Below are 22,926 nucleotides of genomic sequence, written 5' to 3'. Positions count from 1 at the left end.
CGGCCCAGCGGGAAACCCGCATCCCGTGAACGCGCGCATCGAGGACTACGCCCTCATCGGCGACGAGCAGAGTGCGGCCCTGATCGGGCGGGACGGTTCGGTCGACTGGCTGTGCCTGCCGCGCTTCGACTCCGGTGCCTGCTTCGCCCGGCTGCTGGGCGACGAGGAGCACGGCCACTGGCGGATCGCACCCGAGGGGGCGGACGTCTGCACCCGGCGCGCCTACCGGCCCGACACCCTCGTCCTCGACACGGACTGGGAGACCTCCGACGGCGCGGTGCGGGTCACCGACCTGATGCCGCACCGCGGGCGCGCACCCGACGTCGTACGGATCGTGGAGGGCCTCCGCGGCCGGGTCACCGTCCGCAGCACGCTCCGTCTCCGCTTCGACTACGGCTCGATCGTGCCGTGGATGCGGCGGGCGGACGGTCACCGGGTGGCCGTCGCGGGCCCCGACTCCGTCTGGCTGCGCGCCGAGCCGGCCGTCGACACCTGGGGCGAGGACCGCGCCACCCACGCCCGGTTCACCGTCGCGGAGGGCGAACGGCTCGCGTTCGTGCTGACCTGGCACCCCTCCCACGAGAGGCGCCCGCCGCTCATCGACCCGTACGAGGCGCTGGAGCACTGCGTCACCGACTGGCGGCGGTGGGCGCGCCGCTGCCGTTACGACGGCCCCCACCGGGACGCGGTCGTCCGGTCCCTGATCACCCTCAAGGCCCTCACCTACGCCCCGACCGGCGGGATCGTGGCCGCCGCGACCACGTCGCTGCCCGAGCAGCCGGGCGGCGTGCGCAACTGGGACTACCGCTACTGCTGGCTGCGCGACTCCACCCTCACCCTCGGCGCGCTGCTCGCCGCCGGCTACCAGGAGGAGGCCGAGGCCTGGCGGGACTGGCTGCTGCGCGCGGTCGCCGGCGAACCGGCCGACCTCCAGATCATGTACGGCGTCGCGGGCGAGCGACGGGTGCCGGAGACGGAACTGCCGTGGCTGCCCGGTTTCGCCGGCTCCTCGCCGGTGCGCACCGGCAACGGGGCCGCCGACCAGCTCCAGCTCGACGTGTACGGCGAGGTGATGGACTCGCTGTCGCTGGCCCGCGGCTCCGGCCTGCCCACGAAGCCACACATGTGGGCGATGCAGCGCGCCCTGATGACCTACCTGGAGGGGGTGTGGCGGCAGCCGGACGAGGGCCTGTGGGAGGTGCGCGGCGGCCGGCGCCGGTTCGTGCACTCCAAGGTGATGGTGTGGGTGGCGTTCGACCGGGCCGTGCGCACCCTGGAGCGCCACCCGGAGCTGCGCGGCGACCTGGAGGGCTGGCGGCGGCTGCGCGACGAGGTGCACCGGGAGGTGTGCGAGAAGGGCTTCGACCGGGAGCGGAACACGTTCACCCAGTACTACGGCTCCCGGGGCCTGGACGCGGCGCTGCTGCTCCTCCCCCGCGTCGGGTTCCTGCCGCCGGACGATCCGCGGGTGGTCGGCACGGTCGACGCGATCCGCGACGGACTCGGGCACGGCGGCTTCCTGCGCCGCTACGACACCGGGGGCGGGGGTGCGGGGATCGACGGGCTGCCCGGTGCGGAGGGCGCGTTCCTGGCCTGCTCGTTCTGGCTGGCCGACGCGCTGCACCTGACCGGGCGGACCGAGGAGGCGCGGGAGCTGTTCGAGCGGCTGGTGGGCCTGTGCAACGACGTGGGGCTGCTGGCCGAGGAGTACGACCCGGTGGGCGGCCGCCAGCTGGGCAACTACCCGCAGGCGTTCAGTCACGTCGGTCTGGTCAACACCGCCCTCACCCTTTTCGGGGGCGACGGGGCAGGATAGGGGCCATGGATCTTGGACTGAAGGACCGGGTGTACGTCGTCACCGGAGCGACGCGCGGGCTGGGGAACGCCACCGCGCGGGAGCTCGTCGCCGACGGGGCGAAGGTGGTCATCACCGGCCGGGACGGACAGCGGGTCGCCGACGCCGCCGCCGCGCTGGGCCCGAACGCGGTGGGCGTCGCCGTGGACAACGCCGACCCGGACGCCGCCGAGCGGCTGATCGCCGCCGCCCGTGAGCACTTCGGCGGCTTCCACGGGGTGCTGGTGAGCGTGGGCGGCCCGGCGCCGGGGTTCGTCGCCGACAACTCCGACGAGCAGTGGCGCGACGCGTTCGAGTCGGTGTTCCTCGGCGCGGTACGGGTCGCCCGGGCGGCGGCGGCCGAGCTGACGGAGGGCGGTGCCATCGGGTTCGTGCTGTCGGGGTCGGTGTACGAGCCCATCCCGGGGCTGACCATCTCCAACGGGCTGCGGCCCGGGCTCGCCGGGTTCGCCAAGTCGCTCGCGGACGAGCTGGGGCCGCGCGGCATCCGGGTGGTGGGCGTGCTGCCGTCCCGGATCGACACGGACCGGGTGCGGGAGCTGGACGCGCTGTCCGCGGACCCCGAGGCCACCCGGGCGGCGAACGAGTCGCGCATCCCGCTGCGCCGGTACGGGTCCCCGGCCGAGTTCGGCAGGGTGGCCGCGTTCCTGCTGTCCCCGGCCGCGTCCTACCTGACCGGGCTCATGGTGCCCGTCGACGGCGGCATGATGCACGGGTTCTAGCGGACCGGGGACGCCGGCCCGGGAGCGGCGGGCCGCCCGCCGGGCCGGGGTGCGGCGCGGTGGGCGGGCGGTTGTGCAGCGTCCGTCGTGCGGAGGCCGTCGTGCGGTGCCCGTCGGCGGGTGCGGTGGGCACGGTGGCCGTACGACCGCCGCACGCGCGTGGGGCTATTCGCCGAGCCCGGCGAGGTCCCGCAGCCGGCGGGTCTGCGCGGCGCGTTCGGCGGCACGCTGGCTCTCGTAGTCACGGCCCTGCGCGCCCCGCACCAGCGCCTTGGTCTCCACCACGGCGTCCCGCGGGGCGGCCAGCACCGCCGCGGCCAAGTCCCGGGCAGCCGCGTCCAGTTCCGCCGCCGGTACGGCGAGGTTGGCCAGGCCGCTCGTCACGGCCTCCTCGGCCCCGACGAACCGTCCGGTCACGCAGATCTCGAGCGCGCGGCCGTATCCGACGAGGCTCACCAGCGGGTGGGTGCCGGTCAGGTCGGGCACGAGTCCGAGGCTGGTCTCGCGCATGGCGAACTGCACGTCGTCGGCGACGACCCGCAGGTCGCAGCCGAGGGCGAGCTGGAAGCCGGCGCCGATGGCATGTCCCTGGACGGCGGCGATGGAGACGATGTCGTTCCGCCGCCACCAGGTGAACGCCTCCTGGTACTCGGCGATGGTCGCGTCGAGCCCGGCGTCGTCACGGCGCGCGAGGTCCATGAAGGACGGCTCGCCAGGAATCCCCTCCGGGGTGAACATCTGCCGGTCCAGCCCGGCGGAGAAGGACCTGCCCTCGCCGCGCAGCACGACGACACGGACGGAGCCCGGCAGCAGCCGGCCGGCCTCGGCGAGCGCCCGCCACAGAGCGGGGCTCTGCGCGTTGCGCTTGGCGGGGTTGGTCAGCGTCACCGTGGCGAGCGCGTCGTCGACGGTGAGCCGTACGCCGTCCTTGTCGAGTACGGCAGCGAGGTCCTGGTCGGGCGAAGCCATGTGGCGCCTCCGATGGGTGCGGTCAGCAGAGCAGAGCTAAGTGACTGCACAGTAACCACCCGGCCGGTCAGTCCGCCGACCGGGTGGCCACCATCGAAGCCGATGGGCCGCCCGGCGTCAGGACGATGCGGCCTTCTTGCCCCGGGTCGCTCCGCCGCGTCCACGCAGCGTGACGCCCGACTCACTGAGCATCCGGTGCACGAAGCCATACGAGCGGCCGGTCTCCTCGGCCAGCGCCCGGATGCTCGCACCGGAGTCGTACTTCTTCTTCAGGTCTGCCGCGAGCTTGTCGCGCGCGGCGCCGGTCACCCGGCTGCCCTTCTTCAGAGTCTCGGCCACCCGTGCCTCCTCATGGGAAGTGCGCTCTGGTCTCCTCATGATCACCCCTTCCGGGCGGGATGGCCACCCATTCGGCAAGGTCCGTGCGACATCGTTGTGACGACAGGAGTCGGTCCCCACAATCGGAATCGGACATTCCATGCGGTGGCGTCCGTGGGCCCGAACGAGTGGATTCGCGAAGTACCAGGTCAGAGACGCGAAACGGCCGATCCCCCGCCTACTGGGGGATCGGCCGGAAAATCCGTGTACGACACACCTCGATACGAGGAGATCTCACACAGATGGTGGATCACGGATAGGCCGAATGATCCATACCCAGTGGATCAGCCCTCCGGTCACGCCAGGGCGACGAGATCCGCGTAGTCGGAACCCCACAGGTCCTCGACGCCGTCGGGGAGCAGGATGATCCGCTCCGGCTGGAGCGCCTCGACGGCTCCCTCGTCGTGGGTGACGAGGACGACCGCGCCCTTGTAGGTGCGCAGGGCGCCGAGGATCTCCTCGCGGCTGGCCGGGTCGAGGTTGTTGGTCGGCTCGTCCAGCAGCAGCACGTTCGCCGAGGACACGACGAGCGTGGCGAGGGCCAGCCGGGTCTTCTCGCCGCCGGAGAGGACACCGGCGGGCTTGTCGACGTCGTCGCCGGAGAACAGGAACGAGCCGAGCACCTTGCGGACCTCGACCAGGTCCAGGTCGGGGGCGGCGGAGCGCATGTTCTCCAGGACCGTGCGCTCGGGGTCGAGGGTCTCGTGCTCCTGCGCGTAGTAGCCGAGCTTGAGGCCGTGACCGGGGACGACCTGGCCGGTGTCGGGCTTCTCGACCCCGCCGAGCAGGCGCAGCAGCGTCGTCTTGCCCGCGCCGTTCAGGCCGAGGATGACGACCCGCGAGCCCTTGTCGATGGCCAGGTCGACGTCGGTGAAGATCTCAAGCGAACCGTAGGACTTCGACAGGCCCTCCGCCATCAGCGGGGTCTTGCCGCAGGGCGAGGGGTCGGGGAAGCGCAGCTTGGCGACCTTGTCGGACTGGCGCACCGCCTCCAGGCCGGACAGCAGCTTGTCCGCGCGGCGGGCCATGTTCTGCGCGGCGACCGTCTTGGTGGCCTTGGCACGCATCTTGTCGGCCTGCGAGTGCAGGGCGGCGGCCTTCTTCTCGGCGTTGGCGCGCTCGCGCTTGCGACGCTTCTCGTCGGCCTCGCGCTGCTGCTGGTAGAGCTTCCAGCCCATGTTGTAGACGTCGATCTGGGAGCGGTTGGCGTCCAGGTAGAACACCTTGTTGACGACCGTCTCGACCAGCTCGACGTCGTGGGAGATCACGATGAAGCCGCCGCGGTAGGTCTTCAGGTAGTCGCGCAGCCAGACGATCGAGTCGGCGTCGAGGTGGTTGGTCGGCTCGTCGAGCAGCAGGGTGTCCGCGTCCGAGAACAGGATCCGGGCCAGCTCGATGCGGCGGCGCTGACCGCCCGAGAGGGTGTGCAGCGGCTGGCCGAGCACCCGGTCGGGCAGGTTCAGCGCGGCGGCGATGGTGGCGGCCTCGGCCTCGGCGGAGTACCCGCCCTTGGTGAGGAACTCGGTCTCCTGGCGCTCGTACTGCCGCAGGGCCTTCTCGCGGGTGCCGCCTTGGCCGTTGGCGATGCGCTGCTCGTTCTCGCGCATCTTGCGGATCAGTACGTCGAGGCCGCGCGCGGACAGGATGCGGTCGCGGGCGAGGACGTCGAGGTCGCCGGTGCGGGGGTCCTGCGGCAGGTAGCCGACCTCGCCGGAGCGGGTGATCGTGCCACCGGCGGGGATGCCCTCGCCGGCCAGGCACTTGGTGAGGGTCGTCTTGCCGGCGCCGTTGCGGCCGACGAGACCGATGCGGTCGCCCTTGGCGACGCGGAAGCTGGCGTTCTCGAGGAGGACGCGCGCACCGGCGCGCAGCTCGATACCGGAGGCGGAGATCACGGACAGACTCCAGGGCGTACGGGATTGGCGGGTGGGCGGCTGCGGACGTTCCCGCCGTCTAATGCGCGAGGAGAATGGCCATGGGCCAAGTCTAACGGGGCCGGGCAAGCGGTTTTCTGCCACGGCGGACCGGCCGAGCGACGGCGTGGACGGGAAGCGGCCCTCGGCACCGGTGCGGGCGACACGGGCCGCTCGGTGCCGGTGACCGAGGCGGGCGCCGGTGCCGGTGAGCCACGCGATCACCTCCCGGCACGTACCTGCGGCGAACGGCGCCGGTGCCGGCGCGGTAGGCCGTCGCGGTGCACTCGCCCGGAGTCCGGGGCCCGCCTGCGGCCCCCTGCGGGGGGCATAGGGGGCGTCGCCGTCTCGGGGAGCCGCGCGGCCCCGTCCGGGGGCCCGGCGCCGGTGACCGAAACGGGGCGCTGGTGCCGGTGAGCCACGCGCTCGCCTCCCGTCGCGTGGATCCCCGCGATGGGCAGGGCCCCGCGCGCGTGCCTGGCGCGAACGGCGTCGGTGTCGACGCCGTGGGCCGTCGCGGTGCGCTCGGTCCCCCGTGTCCGGGGTGCGGCCCGCGGACGGCCCGACGGAATTGCGGACTCCGGGGCCGCCCAGCACGGGCGACGCCGGTGAGCTGCGGGGCCGGTTGGACGGGAGCCGCTCGGGTGGGGTGCGGGGTGGGCGTGCGCTGCCCTCCCCGGGCGCGTGCCCGCAGCGAACGGCGTCGGTGTCGGCGCCGTGGCCGTCCGGGTGCGCTCGGTTCCCCGGTGTCCGGGGTGGCGGCCTGCCGTCGGCCCCATGCCGGGCTCCGGGGCCGCCCAGCACGGGCGACGCCGGTGAGCTGCGGGGCCGGTTGGACGGGAGCCGCTCGGGTGGGGTGCGGCGCGGGGCCGGGGTGGGCGTCGGACGAGGGTGAGCGGTGCTGCCTGGCCAGCGTGTGCCGGTGCCGTGTGGTCGGTCGGGCTGGGTGATGGGTGTACGTCGGGTGCTCGGTGGGGGTTTGTCTGTGGTGGGTGTCACACTCGGGGGGAAGGGTGTGGTGGGTGGAGGGGTGTGGTCGGGATGGTGGGTACGGGTGGCGCACGGCCGGGTGTCTGCCCCACGCTGCTGTACGCGGACGCGAGGGCGGCGATCGCGCAGCTGACGGAGGCCCTGGGCTTCACCGAGCTGTCGGTGTACGAGGGGGCGGACGGCACCGTGCTCCACGCCGAGCTGGTCCAGGGCAACGGTGTGGTGATGATCGGTTCCCGGGGTCGCGGCGGCGCGTTCGACACGGCGCTCGGGGACGGCGGGCCCGCCGGGGTCTACGTCGTGGTGGACGACGTGGACGCCCACCACGAGCGGGCCGTGCGGCACGGCGTGGAGATCCTCGTGCCGCCGACGGACCAGGAGTACGGCTCGCGGGACTACCTGGCCCGGGACGCCGAGGGCAACGTCTGGAGCTTCGGCACTTACGCCCCCGAGATCGGCGCCTGACCCGGCACCGCGCCGCTCACCTGCCGGTGTGCACCTGGAAGGCGGCCCGGCGCACGGCCTTGGCCAGGGCCGGGTCGGGGTGGGCGGCGGCGAGCGCGACCAGTACCTGCACGGTGCGCGGGTGGCCGACGGCGCGGACCTCGTCGAGCAGCTGGGGGACGGTGGGCTGCACCGCGGACTCCAGGTGCCGGACCAGCATCGGCGCCTCGCCGTGGTCGGCGACGGCCGCGGCGGTGTCCACCCACAGCCAGGTGGCCTCCTCGCGGGTGAGGACCTCGTGCGCGTCCTCCGGGTCGACGCCGTCGTGCTCGGCGAGCCAGAGCAGGGCGTAGGGCCGCAGGGCGGGCTCGTCCACGACGGACCGTACGTCGGGTTCGGCGGGAGCGCCGACGACGCGCAGCGCCTCGAAGGCGAGGCCGCGCAGCAGGGCGTCGTCGCCGCGGGCGGCGTGGATCAGCTCGGTGACGGCGCTGCCGACGGGGCGGGCGGCGAGCCAGGCCCGGTACTCGGCGCGGGCCGCGTTGGGGCGGAGCTGGGCGCAGCCGCGGAGCATGTCCTCGGCCGACTGCTCGATGTTGCCGGCGGGGCTCTGCGCGGCCACGCAGATCTGCTCCAGCTTGACCCACACCGCCCAGCTGCCCAGCGGGGTGAGGGTGGCCTGGCCGGCGCCGTAGGTGAGGGCGCCGACGGAGGCGAGGGCCCGCAGCGCCCAGTCGAGGAGCGGGGCGAGGGGGGCGTCCGGGGCGGGCACGGGCTCCGCCGGGGCGGCGGGCCCGGCGGGCCGGCCGGTGCCGGGCTCGTAGGAGACCTCGCAGCGTTCGGTGCGCAGTTCGGTGACCCGCTGCTGGAGCAGGTCGAGCAGCTGCTCGACCGGGACGGGCCCGGCGGACAGCTGGAGGAAGGAGAGCACCTGGGGCATGGCCGAGACGACCTCGGCGACGGCGGCGGGCTCGTGCGCGTCGGGCTCCGGGCAGGCCAGCGACCAGGCGTCGAAGAGGGCCACCCAGCCGCGCAGGACGGCGCTGTCGTCACGGTTCCAGGCGCGCAGGCGCCAGCCGGGGCGCGCGTCGTCGCCGTGCACCTCGACCAGTCCGGCGAGGCGGGCGGTGTCCCAGTCGGCGCGGATCTGAGCGGGGCTCAGTCCCAGGTCGGCGGCGGCGCGTTCCGCGGTGGCCTCGGAGAGGGTGGACTTGCCGTCGGCGGTGGCGCCGTCCCGGCCGGGGCCGAGGGCCGTGTCCGCCCAGCGGGCCACCCGGACCGCGCCGGCCAGTCCGGCGCGGGCCATTCCGGCCAGTTCGGCGGGTGCGGGTGTGCCCTCCGGCGGCCGGGGTGCGGCGCGGCGCGGGCGCCGCTGGTTCACAGCTCTGGGGGCGGCGGCCAGGGGTCGTGGTCGGACGAGGCGGAGCCTGGAGTCGCGCGGGATACGGGACGTCACGGGTGCAGTCTTCCGGTTGATGGTCCGAAAACCCAAACGGAATGTCACGGGCGGCTACGGGGGTGGCCAACGCACGGCGTGACAGAGCGCTCGGGAAGCGAGGTTCCGGCCAGTGGTGCGGCCTGAAGCGGAACGGTTCGGGCCGGCGCCGGGCATCCCCCGGCGCCGGCCGTCACATCAGCGGGGTCAGGAACCGGCGCAGCCGTTCCTCGTACTCCGCGGGGTCGGCGTTCCACATCGCCGCGTGCGGTGCCCCGGGCACGGTGTGCAGGGAGACGAGGTCGGCGCGGCGCCGGGCGAGCCGGCGGGAGGACTGCCAGGGGGCGACCCGGTCGTCCGGGCCGTGGACGAGCAGGGTGGGGACGCGGAGCAGGGCCGCTCCGGCGTCCTCGGTGATCCGCCCGGCGTGCAGCCCGGCACGGCCCTGCGCGGCGCGCACGGCGAGCGGCAGCAGTGGCCGCGGGGTGTGGCGGGCGGCGGCAAGGGCGCGCAGCGTGGCCTGCCAGCTGAGCACCGGTGAGTCGAGGACGAGTCCGGCGACGCGCTCGCGGACGGTGGAGTGCCCGGCGGCGTGCAGCGCCATGGTGGCGCCGGTGGACCAGCCGAGCAGCACGACGCGGCGGGCTCCGTGGTCGACGGCGTAGCGGATGGCCGCGTCGACGTCGCGCCACTCGCTCTCGCCGAGGCGGTTCAGTCCGTCGCGCGGGCGTGGGGCGCCCAGGTCGCCCCGGTAGGCGAGGGCGAGGACCGGCAGGCTGCGGCCGTGCAGGAAGCCCAGGACGTTCAGGACCTGCTCGCGGGTGGTGCCCAGGCCGTGCACGGCGATCACCCAGGTGTCCCGGTGGCCGGGCACGAACCAGGCGGGCAGCGCGCCGAGTTCGCCGGGCACCTCGACGTCGGTGTGGTCGATGCCGAGGGCGGTGCGCGGGTTGCCGACGTAGAGGTTGGGGGTGAGCCACACCGCGTCGCCGGGGGCGAAGGTGCCGTGGGTGACGCGCTCCAGGCGGCGTACGACGGTGTCGGCGGTGTGCCCGGGGGCCCCCAGGACGGGGCCGAGGACCGCGTGGCTGCCGTCGCCGGCGAGGCCGTAGATGCCGGGGCGCAGGGCGGCCAGGTCACGGGTCAGCGTGATCCGGCCGGGGCCGGTGCCGTGCACGGTGAGGCGGGGCTCGGTGGGCAGGGGGCGGCCCGCGGGCGCCTTCAGCGCGGCGTCGCTGGCGAGCCGGCCGGCGGCCACGGACAGGCCGGCGGCGGCTACGGCCGCGGTGATCGCGGTGGCGGTGGCTCTGACGGTGCGCACGGAACCAGTGTCGGGGCGGGGTGCGCCACCGGCCAGCGGAGCGGCGGGCCGGGGTGAGCTGCGGGCCGGCGCGGCCCGGACCCGGGGGCCGTGGCGGAGCCGGAGCAGGCGGAGTCGGGGCGTGCCGGTGGTCGGGGTGCGCGGGGCGGGGCTGGCTGGCAAGGGGTCACCTCCGTTGGCCGTACCCCTTCAAGCGTTCCCCGGCTTCGGCCAGTTGTGCCTCCGACAGCAGGGTCGGGGTCAGTCCGGGCACGGAGGACGCCGTGAGCCACAGGCGGCACATCCACTCCAGTTGGGCGGTGCGGTCGTAGGCCTGGTCGAGGGTGGCGCCGTGGGTGACGGTGCCGTGGTTGCGGAGGAGGCAGCCGGAGCGGCCGTCGAGGGCGCGGAGCATGTGGGCGGCCAGCTCGTCGGTGCCGTAGGGGGCGTAGGGGGCGACCCGGACGGGGCCGCCGAGGGCGGCCGTCATGTAGTGGACCGGCGGGAGCGCGGGCACGAGCGTGGAGACGGCGGTGGCGTGCACGGCGTGGGTGTGGACGACGGCCCGGGCGTCGGTGGCGCGGTAGACGGCGAGGTGCATGGGCAGTTCGCTGGTCGGTGTCAGGGTGCCCAGGACCTGGCGGCCGGTGAGGTCGACGCCGGTGAGGTCACCGGGGGCGAGCCGGTCGTAGGGGACGCCCGTCGGGGTGACCAGTACGAGGTCCCCGAGGCGTGCGGAGACGTTGCCGGAGGTGCCGACCACGAGCCCGTCGGCGACGGTCCGGCGTGCCGTCGCGACGAGGTCGGCCCAGAGCCGCGCCCGTTCCCGCGCGGTGTCGTCCGACCCGGTGGTGTCCGGCCCGGTCGCGCCCTGCCTGGTCGCGTCCGGTCCGGTCGCGTCCGGCCGGGGGTCGTCCCGCCCGGCGTCGTCGCGCCGGGTGTCGTCCGCGTCCGCCGGGTTCCGCCGCAGTTCAGCCATGCGGCGATCCTGCCAGCCGGTCCGGTGCCCCGCGGGCCGGTCGGTCACTTCGGTCCGGAAGCCATGCCTCCGAACGGGCGGAACCGGTCGCGAAACGCCTGAGGCCGGCGCGGATTCGGCCATCACCGCCCCTTCAATGGTCTCTCCCGCCCCCTTCCGCCCGTCTCTGCCCCCTCCTGCCCGCCTCTGCCCGCTCCTGCCCGCTCCTGCCCACTGGACGATCCGGACGTTCGCCACCGCCCGCGGCCCCGGCCGTCCGTCACACCGGAGAGACGCATGGCCCCTGTACGCGCCCTTGTCCGCCGCCGCGCCGGCGCCCTCGCGGCGGCGGCCACGGCGGTCCTCGTCCTCGCGGGCACCGCGACCGCGTCCACCGGGCCGGCGGACCCGGCCGGGCCCGCGAACCCGGTCGGCCCGGTGGACCCGGTCGGCCCGGTCGGGCCGGTCGGCCCGGTCGGCCTGGTGGGCTCGGCCGGCCCGCTGGAATCGGCCACCACGCTCCCCCGGGGGCACGACGTGTCGTCCCACCAGAGGCGGGTCGACTGGTCCGCCGCCCGGGCGAGGGGCGCGCGGTTCGTGTACGTCAAGGCGACCGAGTCCGTCACGTACCGCAACCCCTACTTCTCCGGGCAGTACAGCGGTGCCCGCTCGGCGGGCCTGCTGCGGGGCGCGTACCACTTCGCCCTGCCGGACCGCTCCTCCGGTGCCCGGCAGGCCGCCTACTTCGTGCGCCACGGCGGCGACTGGCGGGCGGACGGCTGGACGCTGCCGCCGGCGCTGGACGTCGAGTACAACCCGTACAGCACCCGGCACAAGTGCTACGGGCTGGGCAGGGCGCGGATGGTCGGCTGGATCCGGTCGTTCAGCGACGAGGTCCGGCGGCGCACCGGCCGCCGCCCGGTGATCTACACCACGGCCCAGTGGTGGCGGCTGTGCACCGGCGACAGTCACGCCTTCGCCGCCGGCAACCCGCTGTGGATCGCCCGGCACGGCACCGCGCGGCCGGGCACGCTGCCGGGCGGCTGGCACTACTGGACGTTCTGGCAGTACGCCATCGGCGGGACGCTGCCGGGTGACCAGAATCTCTTCGACGGCTCCATGAGCCGGCTGCGGACGTTCGCGCGGGGCCGGTAACCAAGGGGCGCCCGGGACGGGCGGGCGGGGGACCACCTCGAACCCGTACGACAGTCACCCTCATGCCGGTCCTAGTTCATCTTCCGTTCACTCAGGTTGCCTACGTTCGACCCGCCAACGACCTCGAACGATTGCCTGGGTAAATGGAAAGCTTCTCGCTGATCCTCGCGATAGTGGTGGCAACCGCTCTCGCGTTCGATTTCACGAACGGTTTCCACGACACCGCGAACGCGATGGCGACCACCATCTCCACCGGCGCCCTGAAGCCCAAGATCGCGGTGGCCATGTCGGCCGCCCTCAATCTGGTGGGCGCCTTCCTCTCCGTGGAGGTCGCCAACACGATCTCCAAGGGTCTCGTCGACGAGAGCGGCATCCGTCCCGAGGTCATCTTCGCCGCGCTGGTCGGCGCGATCCTCTGGAACCTGCTGACCTGGCTGGTGGGCCTGCCCTCCAGCTCCTCGCACGCCCTGATGGGCGGCCTGGTCGGCGCCACCGTCGCCTCGGCCGGCTTCGGCGCCGTCCACGGTGACGTGCTGGTCACCAAGGTGCTGCTGCCGGCGGTCGCCGCGCCGATCGTCGCCGGCCTCGCCTCGCTGCTGGCCACCCGCTTCTCCTACGGCATCGGCGGCACCGCCGACGGCGAGGCCACCCGCAAGGGCTACCGCGTCGGCCAGATCGCCTCCGCGGGCCTGGTCTCCCTGGCCCACGGCACCAACGACGCCCAGAAGACGATGGGCATCATCACCCTCGCCCTGATCGCGGGCGGCTCCATCGCCCCCGGCTCCAACCCTCCCACCTGGGTGATCCTCTCCGCCGGCCTGGCGATCGCGCTCGGGACCTACATCGGCGGCTGGCGCATCATCCGCACCATGGGCACGGGCCTGACCGAGCTGGAGCCGCGTCAGGGCTTCGCCGCCCAGACCAGTGCCGCGACCGCCATCCTGGCCTCCGCCCACCTCGGTTTCTCCCTCTCCACCACCCACGTCGTCTCCGGTTCGGTGATGGGCGCGGGCCTCGGCCGCAAGGGCGGCGTGGTCCGCTGGTCCACCGCGACCCGCATGTTCGTCGCCTGGGCGCTCACCCTCCCGGCCGCCGCGCTGGTCGGCGCGGGCGCCGAGTCCGTCACCGACCTCGGTGACTGGGGCACCGCCGCCGTCGCCGTCTTCCTGGTCGCCTCCAGCGCCGCCATCTGGAAGATCTCCCGCCGCGAGGTGGTGGACCACACCAACGTGGTCCACGGGAGCGCCGAGCCGGCCGGTGTGGTCACCACCGCCATCGCCGCCGTCACCCCGCCCCCGGCGGCCCCGGTCGCCATCGACCTGAACCTCGACCTCACCTTCCCGCAGCAGGTCGGCGCACCGGCCGCCGTCGCCGAGCCCGCTCCCCCGGCGACCCCGGTCACCCCGGCCGCCACCGTCTGAGTCCGGTCACCCCGGTTACCGAAGGAAGCATCCCCATGAAGATCGACTGGGCGGCCCTCGGCTCCGTCTTCGGAGTGAGTCTCGTGGCCACCGTGGGCCTGGTGACCCTGTTCACCCTCGGCGTCGCGGGCCTGAACCGGCGCGAGAAGGCCGCGGCGCAGGGCGGCACCGCCGGCCTCGCCGTCACCGGCGCCTACCTGTGCTTCGCGGCCTGCGCGGCGGCGGTGGCGTACGGCATCCACCTGGTCGTGGCCAAGGGCTGACCCGCACGTCCCCGAGAGGCTCCTCCCGCGCCGGTCGCGGAGGGGAGCCTCCGTCATGTCCCCGGTCGGGCCCGCGCGTCGTGTGGTGTGGGGATCGGCACACTCTCCCCCCGCAGGTCAACGGCAGGTTGACGGCCCTTCCGGGCACGTGGTGGACTGCCCAGGCCATCTACGGCGGCAGAAGAGGAAGCCGGTGCGAATCCGGCGCGGTCCCGCCACTGTCACCGGGGAGTGATCCCCGGGAGCCAGGAACTCTCACCGCCGATTCACGTCGAACCAGGGCGCGGACACCCTGAGTGAGGACCTACAGCGACATGCTCGGCTGCCCAGCGAGGACCCGACCGAGGACCCGTACCGGGACCGCACCCGTCCCCACGGCCGGCTGAGCCGATGGGTGCCGATCGCACATACGCGTACGGCGCCGCCGCCGGCCTCCTCGGTGACCTGCTCCTCGGCGACCCGCGCCGCGGGCATCCGGTCGCCGTGTTCGGGCGGGCGGCCGGAGCCGTGGAACGCGTCCTGTGGCACGACCATCGCGGCTGGGGTGCCCTGCACACCGCCGTGTGCGCCGGCGGCGCCGTCGCGCTGGGAGCACTGGCCGCACGCGCCGCGCGCCCCCGTCCCGCCGTCTCCGCCGCGCTGACCGCCGCCGCCACCTGGGCCGTCGTCGGCGGCACCTCGCTCGCCCGCGAGGCCCGCGCCGTCGGGCGGGCCCTGGAGGCCGGGGACGTGGAGGCGGCCCGGGCCCGGCTGCCCCACCTGTGCGGCCGGGACCCGCAGGCGCTGGACGCCGACGGCATCGCCCGGGCCGTGGTCGAGTCGGTCGCCGAGAACACCTCCGACGCCGTGGTCGGCGCCCTCGTCTGGGGCGCCGCGGCCGGCGTCCCCGGGCTGCTCGGTTTCCGGGCGGTCAACACCCTGGACGCCATGGTGGGCCACCGGTCGCCCCGCCACCGGCGCTACGGCTGGGCCTCCGCCCGCCTCGACGACGTCGCCGGCTGGCCCGGGGCCCGGCTCACCGCCGTCCTCGCCGCCCTCGCCGGCCCCGATCCGCGGGGTGCCGCGCGGGCCTGGCGGGCCGACGCCTCCCGGCACCCGAGCCCCAACGCCGGCCCGGTGGAGGCCGCGTTCGCGGGCGCCCTCGGCGTGCGGCTGGGCGGGACGCTCTCCTACGGCGGCCGGGTCGAACACCGGCCCGTGCTCAACGGCGGCACCGGACGGCCGGTCCGGGTCGGCGACATCGACCGGGCCGTACGGCTCTCCCGCCGCGTCGGCCTGCTCGCGCTCGGCACCACCCTCGCCGCGCGCGGCCTGATGAAGGGACGTGGGAAGTGAACGGGGGTCTCCTCGTCGCCGGCACCACCTCCGACGCCGGCAAGAGCGTCGTGACGGCCGGGATCTGCCGCTGGCTGGTCCGCCAGGGCGTGAAGGTGGCGCCGTTCAAGGCGCAGAACATGTCGCTGAACTCGTTCGTCACCCGCGAGGGCGCGGAGATCGGGCGGGCGCAGGCCATGCAGGCGCAGGCCTGCCGCGTGGAGCCCACCGCGCTGATGAACCCGGTGCTGCTCAAGCCGGGCGGCGAGCAGAGCAGCCAGGTGGTGCTGCTCGGCAAGCCCGTCGGGGAGCTGAGCGCCCGCGGCTACCACGGGGGCCGGCAGCAGCGGCTGCTGGGCACGGTGCTGGACTGCCTGGCCGAGCTGCGGGGCACGTATGACGCGGTGATCTGTGAAGGGGCGGGCAGCCCGGCCGAGATCAACCTGCGGCGGACCGACATCGTCAACATGGGCCTCGCCCGCAACGCGGGGCTGCCCGTGCTGGTGGTCGGGGACATCGACCGCGGCGGCGTCTTCGCGTCCTTCTTCGGCACCGTCGCCCTGCTCTCCCCCGAGGACCAGCGGCTGGTCGCCGGGTTCCTCGTGAACAAGTTCCGCGGCGACGTGTCGCTGCTGGAGCCGGGCCTGGACATGCTGCGCGGGCTCACCGGACGGCCGACGTACGGTGTCCTGCCCTTCCAACACGGCCTCGGCATCGACGAGGAGGACGGGCTGCGGGTGTCGCTGCGCGGCACCGTCCGCGAGTCCTCGGTGACGCCCCCGGTCGGCGCGGACGTGCTGCGGGTCGCCGTCTGCGCGGTCCCGCTGATGTCGAACTTCACCGACGTGGACGCCCTCGCCGCCGAACCGGGCGTCGTCGTGCGCTTCGTGGACCGCCCGGAGGAACTGGCCGACGCCGACCTCGTGGTGGTCCCGGGCACGCGCGGCACCGTCCGGGCGCTCCAGTGGCTGCGGGAGCGCGGGCTGGCGGACGCGCTGGTGCGGCGGGCCGCCGAGGAGCGGCCCGTGCTCGGCATCTGCGGCGGCTTCCAGATCCTCGGCGAGCACATCGAGGACGAGGTCGAGTCCCGCGCCGGACACGTCCCCGGGCTGGGTCTGCTCCCCGTCCGGGTCCGCTTCGCCCGCGAGAAGACCCTGACCCGGCCCGTCGGCCGGGCCCTCGGCGAGCGGGTCGAGGGGTACGAGATCCATCACGGGGTCGCCGACGTCACCGGCGGGGAGCCCTTCCTGGACGGCTGCCGGGCCGGCCGGGTGTGGGGCACCCACTGGCACGGCTCGCTGGAGTCGGACGGCTTCCGGCGGGCTTTCCTGCGGGAGGTGGCCGCCGCCGCGGGCCGCCGTTTCGTGCCCGCGCCGGACACCTCCTTCGCCGCGCTGCGCGAGGAGCAGCTCGACCGGCTCGGCGACCTGATCGAACAGCACGCGGACACCGACGCGCTTTGGCGGCTCATCGAGTCGGGCGCGCCGCAAGGACTGCCTTTCATCCCACCGGGAGCGCCCGCATGAGCACAGTGTTGTTGTTGTCGACCGCCGACACGGATCTGCTGGCGGCCCGGGCCTGTGGCGCCGGCTACCGCATCGGCAACCCCACCCGGGTCGACGTCGCCGGGGAACTGCCGGCCCTGGTCGAGGGCGCGGACATCGCCGTCGTACGGCTGCTGGGCGGCAAGCGCGCCTGGGAGGACGGGCTGGCCGTGCTGCGGGCGTCCGGCGTCCCGACCGTGCTGCTGGGCGGGGAGTCCGTCCCGGACGCCGAGCTGATGGCCGAGTCTTCCGTGCCGGCCGGGGTGGTCGCCGAGGCCCTGAAGTACCTGGTCGAGGGCGGGCCGGAAAACCTGCTGGAGCTGTCCCGGTTCCTGTCGGACACCGTGCTGCTGACCGGTGAGGGCTTCGAGGGGCCGCGGAGCATGCCGGAGTACGGCGTGCACGGCGACCGCCCGGTGGTGGCCGGCCGCCCGACCGTCGGCGTGCTGTTCTACCGGGCGCACGAACTGAGCGGCAACACGGCCTTCGTGGACACGCTGTGCGACGCGGTCGAGGCGCGGGGCGCCAACGCCCTCCCCGTGTACTGCGGTTCGCTGCGCGGCGCGGACCCCGGGCTGTACCGGCTGCTGGAGCGGGCCGACGTGCTGGTGGCGACCGTCCTGGCGGCCGGCGGCACGCACGCCTCGCAGGCCTCGGCGGGCGGCGACGAGGAGTCCTGGGACATCGGCGCCCTCGCCGACCTCGACGTGCCCGTCCTCCAGGGTCTGTGCCTGACCTCCTCGCGGGCCGCGTGGGAGGAGTCCGACGCGGCCCTGTCCCCCATGGACGCGGCGATGCAGGTCGCCATCCCCGAGTTCGACGGCCGCCTCGTCACCGTCCCGTTCTCCTTCAAGGAGCAGGGGCCCGACGACGTACCGGTGTACGTGGCCGACCCCGAGCGGGCCGCGCGGGTCGCCGGGATCGCCCTGCGCCACGCCCGGCTGAAGCACAAGCCGAACGCCGAGAAGAAGGTCGCCCTGGTCTTCACCGCGTACCCGACCAAGCACTCCCGGGTCGGCAACGCGGTGGGCCTGGACACGCCCGCGTCGGCGGTGCGGGTGCTGGACGCGCTGCGGGACGCCGGCTACTCCCTGACCGAGTACCCGGCCGGCGGTGACGAGCTGATCCACCGGCTGATCGAGGCCGGCGGCCACGACGTGGAGTGGCTGACGGAGGAGCAGCTGGCCGCCGCGCCCGCCCGGGTGCCGCTGGCCGACTACCGGGCGTGGTTCGAGACACTGGACCCGGAGCTGCGGGCGGCGATGACCGAGGCGTGGGGCGAGCCGCCGGGCAACCTGTACGTGGACGGCGACGACATCGTGCTGGCGTCGCTGCGGTTCGGCAACGTCGTCGTGATGATCCAGCCGCCGCGCGGCTTCGGCGAGAACCCGATCGCGATCTACCACGACCCCGACATGCCGCCGTCCCACCACTACATGGCGGCCTACCGGTGGCTGGAGCACGGCTTCGGCGCCGACGCGGTCGTGCACATGGGCAAGCACGGCACGATGGAGTGGCTGCCGGGCAAGGGTCTCGGGCTCAGCGCCGGCTGCGCGCCGGACGCGGTCCTCGGCGAACTGCCGCTGATCTACCCGTTCATCGTCAACGACCCCGGTGAGGGCACCCAGGCCAAGCGGCGCGGGCACGCCACGGTCGTCGACCACCTGGTCCCGCCGATGGCCCGCGCCGACACCTACGGCGACCTGGCCAAGCTGGAGCAACTGCTCGACGAGTACGCCCTCGTCTCCGACCTCGACCCGACCAAGGCGCCGGCCGTCCGCGCCCAGATCTGGACCCTGGTCAAGGCGGCGGAGCTCCACCACGACCTGCACGTGGACGAGCAGCCGGACGACACCGCGTTCGACGAGTTCGTCATGCACATCGACGGCTACCTGTGCGAGATCAAGGACGTGCAGATCCGCGACGGGCTGCACATCCTCGGCGGCGGGCCGGTCGACGGAGCCCGGGTGAACCTGGTCCTCGCCGTGCTGCGCGCCTCGCAGGTGTGGGGCGGACAGGCGAACGCGATCCCCGGCCTGCGGGCCTCGCTCGCGGCCCACTTCGGGCTGGACGAGAAGGAGTTGCTGGCCGAGCCGGGCGCCCCGGTGAAGGTGCCGGCAGAGCTGACCGAACTGGTCGACGGCCCGGCCCGGACCGCCGCGGACACGATCGACCTGCTGGAGCTGCTGTGCCGGCGGCTGGCCGAGGGCATGGAGGAGCGCGGCTGGGCCGCCGCCGGGTGCGCCCCCCTGGTCGGCGAGGTGCTGGGCACCGCGCTGCCGGAGGCGGTGACGGTGCTGGAGTTCGCGTGCACCGAGGTGGTGCCGCGCCTGGCCCGCACGACCGACGAGATCGGGCACATCCTGCACGCCCTGGACGGCGGTTACGTCCCGGCGGGCCCCTCGGGCTCCCCGACCCGCGGCCTGGTCAACGTGCTGCCGACCGGCCGGAACTTCTACTCGGTGGACCCCAAGGCGATCCCCTCCCGACTCAGCTGGGAGGTCGGCCAGTCGCTGGCGGACTCGCTGGTGCAGCGCTACCTCCAGGACACCGGCGCGTACCCGAAGTCCGTGGGCCTCACGGTGTGGGGCACCTCGGCGATGCGCACCCAGGGCGACGACATCGCCGAGATCCTGGCGCTGCTGGGCTGCCGCCCGGTGTGGGACGACGCCTCGCGCCGCGTGACCGGCTTCGAGGTGATCCCGGCGGCCGAGCTGGGCCGCCCGCGCATCGACGTCACCGTGCGCATCTCCGGCTTCTTCCGGGACGCGTTCCCGCACGTCGTCGGGTTGATCGACGACGCGGTGCGGACGGTGGCCGAGCTGGACGAGCCGGCCGAGGCCAACTACGTGCGGGCGCACGTCGACGAGGACACCGCCGGGCACGGTGACCGGCGGCGGGCGACGGCCCGGATCTTCGGCTCCAAGCCGGGGGCCTACGGCGCCGGTCTGCTGCCGCTGATCGACGCGCGCAACTGGCGCTCGGACGCCGACCTCGCCGAGGTGTACGCGGTGTGGGGCGGTTACGCCTACGGGCGCGGGCTCGACGGGCGGGCGGCGCGCGGGGACATGGAGACGGCGTTCCGGCGGATCGCCGTCGCGGCGAAGAACGTCGACACCCGCGAGCACGACCTCGTCGACGCCGATGACTACTTCCAGTACCACGGCGGCATGGTCGCCATGGTCCGGCACCTGACGGGCGCCAACCCCGAGGCCTACGTGGGTGACAGCGCCGTACCGGACCAGGTGCGCACCCGCACGCTGGGCGAGGAGACGCACCGCGTCTTCCGCGCGCGGGTCGTCAACCCGCGCTGGATGGCGGCGATGCGGCGGCACGGCTACAAGGGCGCGTTCGAGATGGCGGCGACCGTCGACTACCTCTTCGGGTACGACGCGACGGCCGGCGTGGTCGACGACTGGATGTACGAGAAGCTGAGCGCCGAGTACGTCTTCGACCCGGAGAACCGGGACTTCATGAAGAAGTCCAACCCGTGGGCGCTGCGCGGCATCACCGAGCGGCTGCTGGAGGCGGCGGACCGCGGTCTGTGGGCGGAGCCGGACGCGGAGACGCTGGAGCGGCTGCGCGCCACCTACCTGGAGCTGGAAGGCGACTTGGAGGACGACCAGTGACCACCCCGTTCCCTTTCACGGCCGTAGTCGGCCAGGACGACCTGCGGCTTGCGCTGCTGCTGAACGCCGTCTCGCCGGCGGTCGGCGGTGTGCTGGTGCGCGGCGAGAAGGGCACCGCGAAGTCCACGGCGGTGCGGGCGCTGTCGGCGCTGCTGCCCGAGGTGGCCGTGGTGCCCGGCTGCCGGTTCTCGTGCGACCCGGCGGCGCCGGACCCGTCCTGCCCGGACGGCCCGCACGAGGCCGGTCCCGGCACCGCGCGCCCCGCGCGGATGGTCGAACTGCCCGTCGGTGCCTCGGAGGACCGGCTCGTCGGCGCCCTGGACATCGAGCGGGCCCTCGCGGAGGGCGTCAAGACCTTCGAGCCGGGTCTGCTGGCCGACGCCCACCGCGGGATCCTGTACGTCGACGAGGTCAACCTCCTCCACGACCATCTGGTCGACCTGCTGCTGGACGCGGCGGCGATGGGCGCCTCCTACGTGGAGCGCGAGGGCGTGTCGGTGCGGCACGCGGCCCGCTTCCTGCTCGTCGGGACGATGAACCCCGAGGAGGGCGAGCTGCGGCCGCAGCTGCTGGACCGGTTCGGGCTGACCGTGGAGGTCGCCGCCTCCCGGGAGCCCGACCAGCGGGTGGAGGTCGTGCGGCGCCGGCTGGCCTACGACGACGACCCCGCGGGGTTCGCCGCGCGCTGGGCCGGCGAGGAGGCCTCCGTGCGGGAGCGGGTCGTCGCGGCGCGGGAGCTGCTGCCGCGGGTGCGGCTGGGTGACGGGGCGCTGCGGCAGATCGCGGCGACCTGCGCGGCCTTCGAGGTGGACGGCATGCGCGCCGACATCGTGATGGCCCGTACGGCGACCGCGCTGGCCGCGTGGGCCGGGCGGACCGACGTGCTCGCCGAGGACGTGCGGCAGGCGGCGCTGCTGGCGCTGCCGCACCGGCGCCGGCGCAACCCGTTCGACGCGCCGGGCCTCGACGAGGACAAGCTGGACGAGACGCTGGAGCAGTTCGCCGGGAACGACGGGAACGCGCCGGACGGCGGCGACGGCGGCGAGGGTGACGGGGACGACGACCCCGGCCCCGGTGGCCCCGGCGGGGGCGGCGGGCAGCCGGAGCCGGACGCCGGTCCGCCCGGCGAGGAGAGCGCCGCGCGGCCGGAGGACGCCGACGGCGGGGAGCCGCGGCCGTCCGGTGCCGGGCCGGGCGAGCGGGCCCCGGCGCCCGCCGCGGCCCCCTTCCGGGCCAAGGTGCTGAGCGTGCCCGGGATCGGTGAGGGTGCCGCCGGGCGGCGCTCGCGGGCGCGGACCGAGCACGGCCGGACCACCGGGTCCCGCCGGCCGCGCACCACGCTGACCAGGCTGCACCTGGCCGCGACCGTGCAGGCCGCCGCCCCGCACCAGCGGGCCCGCGGCCGGTCGGGTCCCGGCCTGGTCGTGCGCCGGGACGATCTGCGGCAGGCGACCCGCGAGGGCCGCGAGGGCAACCTCGTGCTGTTCGTGGTGGACGCCTCGGGGTCGATGGCGGCACGGCAGCGGATGGGCGCCGTCAAGGGCGCTGTCCTGTCGCTGCTGCTCGACGCCTACCAGCGGCGGGACAAGGTGGGGCTGGTGACCTTCCGGGGTTCCGGGGCGGAGGTGGCGCTGCCGCCGACGTCGTCGGTGGACGCCGCCGCGGCGCGGCTGGAGTCGCTGCCGACCGGCGGCCGCACCCCGCTCGCCGCCGGACTGCTGAAGGCGCGCGAGGTGCTGCGGGTGGAACGGCTGCGGGACGCCGCGCGGCGGGCGCTGGTCGTGGTGGTGACCGACGGGCGGGCGACGGGCGGGGCGGAGCCGGTGGCGCTCGCGGAGCGGGCGGCACGGCTGTTCGCGGCCGACGGGACCGCCTCGGTGGTCGTGGACTGCGAGTCGGGGCCGGTGCGGCTCGGGCTCGCCGGCCGGCTGGCCGGGGAGCTGGACGGTACGGCCGTCACGCTGGAGGAGCTGCGGGCCGACTCGATCGCCGGTCTGGTCAGGGACGTGCAGGGAACGACGAGGAGGGCCGCGTAGTGCCGCAGGGACAGCCGAGTGTCGTACCGGACGACGGTCTGACGACCCGTCAGCGCAGGAACCGGCCGCTGGTCGTCGTGCACACGGGCGTCGGCAAGGGCAAGTCCACCGCCGCGTTCGGACTGGCGCTACGCGCCTGGAACCAGGGGTGGCCCATCGGAGTGTTCCAGTTCGTCAAGTCCGCCAAGTGGAAGGTCGGCGAGGAAAACGCGCTGCGGGTGCTCGGTGCCTCCGGCGAGGGCGGCACCGTCGACTGGCACAAGATGGGCGAGGGCTGGTCCTGGGTGCAGCGCGACGCGCAGATGGACAACGAGGAGAAGGCCCGCGAGGGCTGGGAGCAGGTCAAGCGGGACCTGGCCGCCGAGACGTACCGGCTGTACGTGCTCGACGAGTTCGCGTACCCGATGCACTGGGGCTGGGTCGACACCGACGAGGTGGTGGAGGTGCTGCGCACCCGCCCGGGCACCCAGCACGTGGTGATCACCGGGCGGAACGCGCCGGGGAGGCTGCTCGACGTCGCCGACCTCGTCACCGACATGTCCAAGGTCAAGCACCCCATGGACGCCGGCCAGAAGGGCCAGAAGGGCATCGAGTGGTGAG

At 74.6% G+C, this 22,926-nt stretch carries 17 protein-coding genes and 1 riboswitch; of the genes, 11 read left to right on the top strand and 6 right to left on the bottom strand.

Features of this window, described 5'->3' with window-relative positions; all coding sequences use genetic code 11:
- Positions 1 to 25 precede the first annotated feature (25 nt).
- A complete protein-coding gene (locus ACIQVT_RS33405; protein WP_403763023.1) occupies positions 26 to 1,816 on the top strand; it encodes a glycoside hydrolase family 15 protein in 1,791 nt (596 codons plus the stop codon).
- Between the two features lie 5 nt (positions 1,817 to 1,821).
- Positions 1,822 to 2,577 carry an SDR family oxidoreductase gene (locus ACIQVT_RS33400; RefSeq protein ID WP_403763020.1) on the top strand — a complete coding sequence of 252 codons (756 nt, stop codon included), beginning with the start codon at positions 1,822 to 1,824 and terminating at the stop codon, positions 2,575 to 2,577.
- 165 nt (positions 2,578 to 2,742) lie between these two features.
- Here the strand turns inward: ACIQVT_RS33400 and ACIQVT_RS33395 are convergent, their stop codons facing one another.
- From ACIQVT_RS33395 to abc-f, 3 genes are all read right to left on the bottom strand, one after another.
- On the bottom strand, positions 2,743 to 3,546 hold the full coding sequence (locus ACIQVT_RS33395; protein WP_403763017.1) for an enoyl-CoA hydratase/isomerase family protein: 804 nt from the start codon (positions 3,544 to 3,546) through the stop codon (positions 2,743 to 2,745).
- A gap of 117 nt (positions 3,547 to 3,663) precedes the next feature.
- Positions 3,664 to 3,885, bottom strand: a complete 222-nt coding sequence (locus ACIQVT_RS33390; RefSeq protein ID WP_004002281.1) for a helix-turn-helix domain-containing protein — start codon at positions 3,883 to 3,885, stop codon at positions 3,664 to 3,666.
- A gap of 335 nt (positions 3,886 to 4,220) precedes the next feature.
- Complete coding sequence (gene abc-f, locus ACIQVT_RS33385) at positions 4,221 to 5,819, bottom strand: ribosomal protection-like ABC-F family protein (protein WP_403763014.1); 1,599 nt, start codon at positions 5,817 to 5,819, stop codon at positions 4,221 to 4,223.
- Between the two features lie 1,059 nt (positions 5,820 to 6,878).
- Here abc-f and ACIQVT_RS33380 point away from each other — a divergent pair.
- Positions 6,879 to 7,292 carry a VOC family protein gene (locus ACIQVT_RS33380; protein WP_403763011.1) on the top strand — a complete coding sequence of 138 codons (414 nt, stop codon included), beginning with the start codon at positions 6,879 to 6,881 and terminating at the stop codon, positions 7,290 to 7,292.
- A gap of 16 nt (positions 7,293 to 7,308) precedes the next feature.
- Here the strand turns inward: ACIQVT_RS33380 and ACIQVT_RS33375 are convergent, their stop codons facing one another.
- The 3 genes from ACIQVT_RS33375 to ACIQVT_RS33365 all read right to left on the bottom strand — a co-directional run bounded on the left by ACIQVT_RS33375 (position 7,309) and on the right by ACIQVT_RS33365 (position 10,985).
- Positions 7,309 to 8,727, bottom strand: a complete 1,419-nt coding sequence (locus ACIQVT_RS33375; RefSeq protein ID WP_403763008.1) for a hypothetical protein — start codon at positions 8,725 to 8,727, stop codon at positions 7,309 to 7,311.
- A gap of 172 nt (positions 8,728 to 8,899) precedes the next feature.
- Entirely contained in the window at positions 8,900 to 10,027 is a 1,128-nt protein-coding gene (locus ACIQVT_RS33370) for an alpha/beta hydrolase (protein ID WP_403763005.1), read from the bottom strand.
- A gap of 166 nt (positions 10,028 to 10,193) precedes the next feature.
- A complete protein-coding gene (locus ACIQVT_RS33365; protein WP_403763002.1) occupies positions 10,194 to 10,985 on the bottom strand; it encodes a class II aldolase/adducin family protein in 792 nt (263 codons plus the stop codon).
- A gap of 276 nt (positions 10,986 to 11,261) precedes the next feature.
- On the opposite strand from ACIQVT_RS33365, the gene ACIQVT_RS33360 reads away from it, so the two are divergent.
- The 8 genes from ACIQVT_RS33360 to cobO all read left to right on the top strand — a co-directional run bounded on the left by ACIQVT_RS33360 (position 11,262) and on the right by cobO (position 22,925).
- Positions 11,262 to 12,119: a lysozyme gene (locus ACIQVT_RS33360; protein WP_403762999.1), complete on the top strand. Its 858-nt coding sequence runs from the start codon at positions 11,262 to 11,264 to the stop codon at positions 12,117 to 12,119.
- A gap of 143 nt (positions 12,120 to 12,262) precedes the next feature.
- A complete protein-coding gene (locus ACIQVT_RS33355; RefSeq protein WP_403762996.1) occupies positions 12,263 to 13,540 on the top strand; it encodes an anion permease in 1,278 nt (425 codons plus the stop codon).
- Between the two features lie 35 nt (positions 13,541 to 13,575).
- Positions 13,576 to 13,803, top strand: a complete 228-nt coding sequence (locus tag ACIQVT_RS33350) for a hypothetical protein (RefSeq protein WP_403762992.1) — start codon at positions 13,576 to 13,578, stop codon at positions 13,801 to 13,803.
- Positions 13,804 to 13,938: 135 nt separating this feature from the next.
- Positions 13,939 to 14,081, top strand: a riboswitch (cobalamin riboswitch).
- 112 nt (positions 14,082 to 14,193) lie between these two features.
- Positions 14,194 to 15,138 (top strand): cobalamin biosynthesis protein, encoded by a 945-nt coding sequence (locus ACIQVT_RS33345; protein ID WP_403762990.1) that lies wholly within the window; start codon positions 14,194 to 14,196, stop codon positions 15,136 to 15,138.
- The gene (locus ACIQVT_RS33340; protein ID WP_403762987.1) at positions 15,135 to 16,643 is read left to right on the top strand and encodes a cobyric acid synthase; all 1,509 of its coding nucleotides are present in this window, start codon (positions 15,135 to 15,137) and stop codon (positions 16,641 to 16,643) included. The genes ACIQVT_RS33345 and ACIQVT_RS33340 overlap by 4 nt, the downstream gene beginning before the upstream one ends.
- Positions 16,640 to 20,290: a cobaltochelatase subunit CobN gene (gene cobN, locus ACIQVT_RS33335; protein WP_403762984.1), complete on the top strand. Its 3,651-nt coding sequence runs from the start codon at positions 16,640 to 16,642 to the stop codon at positions 20,288 to 20,290. Before ACIQVT_RS33340 ends, cobN begins: the two co-directional genes overlap by 4 nt.
- Positions 20,287 to 22,326: a putative cobaltochelatase gene (locus ACIQVT_RS33330; RefSeq protein ID WP_403762981.1), complete on the top strand. Its 2,040-nt coding sequence runs from the start codon at positions 20,287 to 20,289 to the stop codon at positions 22,324 to 22,326. The genes cobN and ACIQVT_RS33330 overlap by 4 nt, the downstream gene beginning before the upstream one ends.
- Positions 22,326 to 22,925 (top strand): cob(I)yrinic acid a,c-diamide adenosyltransferase, encoded by a 600-nt coding sequence (cobO, locus tag ACIQVT_RS33325; protein WP_403762978.1) that lies wholly within the window; start codon positions 22,326 to 22,328, stop codon positions 22,923 to 22,925. The genes ACIQVT_RS33330 and cobO overlap by 1 nt, the downstream gene beginning before the upstream one ends.
- The last annotated feature ends 1 nt before the right edge of the window (position 22,926 follow it).

The organism is Streptomyces sp. NPDC100445, assembly GCF_044759735.1.
GTDB lineage: Bacteria > Actinomycetota > Actinomycetes > Streptomycetales > Streptomycetaceae > Streptomyces.
The sequence above is the reverse complement of the archived record's forward strand: the minus strand, read 5'-3'. Positions and strand labels throughout refer to the sequence as shown.

Bases quoted from the DNA above. Each gene is read 5' to 3' on its own strand.
- ACIQVT_RS33350 (WP_403762992.1), top strand. From the start codon at position 13,576: ATGAAGATCGACTGGGCGGCCCTCGGCTCCGTCTTCGGAGTGAGTCTC.
- ACIQVT_RS33400 (WP_403763020.1), top strand. From the start codon at position 1,822: ATGGATCTTGGACTGAAGGACCGGGTGTACGTCGTCACCGGAGCGACG.
- ACIQVT_RS33355 (WP_403762996.1), top strand. From the start codon at position 12,263: ATGGAAAGCTTCTCGCTGATCCTCGCGATAGTGGTGGCAACCGCTCTC.
- ACIQVT_RS33360 (WP_403762999.1), top strand. From the start codon at position 11,262: ATGGCCCCTGTACGCGCCCTTGTCCGCCGCCGCGCCGGCGCCCTCGCG.
- ACIQVT_RS33365 (WP_403763002.1), bottom strand. From the start codon at position 10,985: ATGGCTGAACTGCGGCGGAACCCGGCGGACGCGGACGACACCCGGCGC.
- cobN (WP_403762984.1), top strand. From the start codon at position 16,640: ATGAGCACAGTGTTGTTGTTGTCGACCGCCGACACGGATCTGCTGGCG.
- ACIQVT_RS33345 (WP_403762990.1), top strand. From the start codon at position 14,194: ATGGGTGCCGATCGCACATACGCGTACGGCGCCGCCGCCGGCCTCCTC.
- ACIQVT_RS33395 (WP_403763017.1), bottom strand. From the start codon at position 3,546: ATGGCTTCGCCCGACCAGGACCTCGCTGCCGTACTCGACAAGGACGGC.
- ACIQVT_RS33380 (WP_403763011.1), top strand. From the start codon at position 6,879: ATGGTGGGTACGGGTGGCGCACGGCCGGGTGTCTGCCCCACGCTGCTG.